This window comes from Desulfobaculum sp., from assembly GCF_054921475.1.
Genome location: NZ_JBUDSW010000303.1, coordinates 1 through 3792 on the forward strand (window position 1 = coordinate 1; position 3792 = coordinate 3792).

3 protein-coding genes are annotated in these 3792 nt (G+C 62.8%); all 3 read left to right on the forward strand.

Annotated features, from left to right (window positions below; all coding sequences use genetic code 11):
• A partial coding sequence (locus ACY69P_RS14965; RefSeq protein ID WP_462328053.1) for a sensor histidine kinase occupies positions 1-748 on the forward strand: 748 nt, incomplete at its 5' end.
• Complete coding sequence (locus ACY69P_RS14970) at positions 741-2081, forward strand: sigma-54-dependent transcriptional regulator (protein ID WP_459899247.1); 1341 nt, start codon at positions 741-743, stop codon at positions 2079-2081. The genes ACY69P_RS14965 and ACY69P_RS14970, both read left to right, overlap by 8 nt.
• A gap of 452 nt (positions 2082-2533) precedes the next feature.
• Complete coding sequence (locus ACY69P_RS14975; protein ID WP_459899245.1) at positions 2534-3715, forward strand: iron-containing alcohol dehydrogenase; 1182 nt, start codon at positions 2534-2536, stop codon at positions 3713-3715.
• Positions 3716-3792: the final 77 nt, after the last annotated feature.

A 3792-nucleotide genomic window follows, 5' to 3' on the forward strand; every position in this document is an offset into this window, starting at 1 on the left:
CATGGAAAAGAAATATCAGGCCAAGTTCTACCAGGCTGAAAAGATGGCCACCATCGGCGTGCTGGCGGCGGGCGTGGCGCATGAAATCAACAATCCCCTCGCCGCGGTAGCCGGGTTTGCCGAAGGCATCCAGCGCAGGCTGGCGCGCCTTGACGACAGCGTGCCCGAAGACCTCGCCGACGACCTGCGCGACTACACCAACACCATCCTCAAGGAATGCCTGCGCTGTCAGGAGATCGTCAAAACCCTGCTCACATTCAGCCGTCCGGTGTCGTCGGACTTTGTGCCCGTGAATCTCAATCAGGTGGTGGGGGACACCATGAAGCTGCTGCACCACCAATTCCGCAAGCGCCGCTCCATCACGCTCACCACCGCCCTTGCACGCACCCTCCCCCACGTCAGCGGCGACGAAGCCCAGCTCAAGCAGGTGACGCTGAACCTTATGACCAACGCCATCGACGCCGTGGGCGACTGCGGCACCATTGGCGTGCAGACGGCCCGCTGCGGCGACCATGTGGAACTGCGCGTCTGCGATACAGGCTGCGGCATCCCGCCGGAATCCAAAAACATGCTCTTTGAGCCGTTCTTCACCACCAAGCCCGTGGGGCGCGGCATCGGCATTGGCCTGTCCACCTGCTTTAATATCGTCCGCGAGCACGGCGGCGATATTGTGGTGGACTCCACCGTCGGCAAGGGCTCCTCCTTCACCGTCAAGCTCCCACTTCATCAGGAATCGCACCATGCCTGAACCGTACAACGTCCTTGTGGTGGATGACGAAGAATCCATCCTCAAGCTGCTGAGTAAGGAACTCGCGAGCCCGGAACGCACCATCCACGCCGCGGACTGCGCACACGCCGCGCGCGACGCCGTCCGCCGCCACCGCTTCGACGTCATCATCTCCGACATCCGCCTGCCCGATGGCGACGGGCTGGAACTGCTTACCGAATTCAAAGACATGGAGCCGGACGCCGAGGTCATCCTCATCACCGGGCACGGCAACATCGACAACGCCGTGGAAGCCATCCGCATCGGCGCGTACGACTACATCACCAAGCCCTTCCGGCTGGACCGGGTGGAGCTGGTGGTGGACCGCGCGTGGCAGCGCGCCTGCCTCCAGCGCGAGAACCGCAGTTATAAACACACCCAAAAGACCACCTCATCCACGCAGATGGTGGGCAGCTCCGCCGCGGTGAAGCACATCCGATACCTCATCGACAAGGTCGCCCCAACGGACGTCCCGGTGCTCATCACCGGCGAATCCGGCGCGGGCAAGGACGTGGTGGCGCGCTGCCTGCACGCCGCCAGCCAGCGGGCGGATAAGCCCCTCATTGTCAAAAACTGCGCCACTCTGCAAAAGGAACTCTCGCGCAGTGAGCTGTTTGGACACACCAAAGGCTCCTTCACCGGGGCAACGGACAACCGCGAAGGGCTCATGAACTTCGCCCACACCGGCACCTTGTTCCTTGATGAAATCGGCGAGCTGCCCATTGAGGTGCAGGCCTCCCTGCTGCGCGTTCTGGAGTCGCACACCTACCGCCGCGTGGGGGAAAAGGACGAACGCACCGTGGACATCCGCTTCCTGTTTGCCACCAACCGCAACCTTGCGGATGAGGTGGAAGCCGGGCGCTTCCACGAGGCGCTCTTCCACCGCATCAACGTCTTCAACATCAGCCTGCCCACCCTTGGCGAGCGCCGTGAAGACGTGCCCCTGCTCGTGGACTACTTCCTTGCCCAGCTGGGCCGCCAAAAGGGACAGGGGGAATACACGGTCAGCGAGCGCGCCATGCAAAGCCTGCTCTCCTACGACTGGCCGGGTAATATCCGCGAACTGCGCAACGTGCTGGAGCGCAGCATCATCCTGTCCGATAACGGCGTCATCACCCGCGCCTGCCTGCCGCGCGAAATATCCGACCAGCCCGCCAGCAGCCAAACCGGGGGCGTGCTCTCCCTTGAGCGCATGGAGCGCGAGCACATCGCCAAGGCGCTGGACTTCTACGGCGGCAACCGCCAGCAGACGGCCAAAGCGCTGGGCATTGGCCGCAAGACCCTGTACCGCAAAATCGAAAAATTCGACCTGTAGCGCGCGGCGCGCCCATACCGCGGCGCTCTCCGCCCCCTCTCCCCAACCGCGCCCCACAACGCCCCATCCACCGCCACAAAAAAGGACGACGCCACGCGCCGTCCTTTTTCTGTATGCCTTCCGGTGTGTTGCGCAAGCCTTGCCCCACACCGTCCGGCGCTATTTGACCCAAACCCGCCACAAAGCGGCGCAAACTGATACACCATCCCGAAAGCTCCCGCCATGGGCGAGTTTCCATAGCTCCATATCCGCGAAAACGCACCACTTTTGACCCGAGTGCGCACTCTGTCCCACCACCGTGGGACATTCTGCCCAGAGGCTCTTTTCCGTAAGTGTCCGGAATACGACACTTTTCACTTTGGCCCGTTCTTTGCCTCTAGGGAAGCAACTCGCGAGTTCAAGCAGTACGGATTGCATGGCATCGCAAACACACAAGCTAAGGACGGTGTGAAATGGCAGTACGGGAAGAAGTGAACGGATTCTTTATCCCCAGTGTTACTCTTGTAGGCATCGGCGCACACAAGGAAATCCCCGCCCGCATCACGGCTCTCGGCGGCAAGAAGCCCCTGCTCGTCACGGACAAGGGCATCACCAAGGTTGGCATCACCCAGCAGATTGTTGACCTGCTGAAGGCGAATGGCATGGACTGCGTCGTCTACGACGAAACCGTGCCCAACCCCACCGACAAGAACGTGCACGACGGCGTTAAGGTCTATGAGAAGAACGGCTGCGACTCCCTCATCACCCTGGGCGGCGGCAGCTCGCACGACTGTGGCAAGGGCATCGGCCTTGTCGTCTCCAACGGCGGCAAGATTCATGACTTTGAAGGCATCGACAAGTCCACCAAGCCCATGCCCCCTTACGTCGCCGTGAACACCACCGCAGGCACCGCGTCCGAAATGACCCGCTTCTGCATCATCACGGACACCTCCCGCAAGGTGAAGATGGCCATCGTGGACTGGCGCGTCACCCCCGGCATCGCGCTGGACGACCCCACCCTGATGATGGGCATGCCCCCGGCGCTCACCGCCGCCACCGGCATGGACGCCCTGACCCACGCCGTTGAGGCGTACGTGTCCACCATCGCCACCCCGCTCACCGACGCCTGCGCAGAAAAGGCCATCAAGCTCATCTTCACCTTCCTGCGCCGCGCCGTGGCAAACGGACAGGACATCGAAGCCCGCGAAGGCATGTGCTACGCCCAGTATCTCGCCGGTATGGCCTTCAACAACGCCAGCCTCGGCCACGTGCACGCCATGGCGCACCAGCTGGGCGGCTACTACGACCTGCCCCACGGCGAATGCAACGCCATCCTGCTGCCCCACGTTGAGCAGTTCAACCTCATCGCCTGTGTGGAACGCTTTGCCGAAATGGCCGAGTGGATGGGCGAAGACATCTCCGGCATGTCCAAGCGCGACGCCGCCGAACGCTGCCTGCACGCCATCCGTGTGCTGTCCGCCGACGTAGGCATCCCCGCCAACCTCACCGAGCTTGGCAAGCGCTACGGCAAGGACGTCCAGAAGAAGGACATCGCCACCATGGCCGACAACGCTCAGAAGGACGCCTGCGGTCTGACCAACCCCCGCTGCCCCACGGACGACGACGTCCGCCGCATCTACGAGCAGGCCCTGTAGAGACACCTCCTGCCGGTTCCCGACACAGCGGGAACCGGCGCTCTCATTGTGTCGGCGGGCGGCGTGCTCCCCCCTTT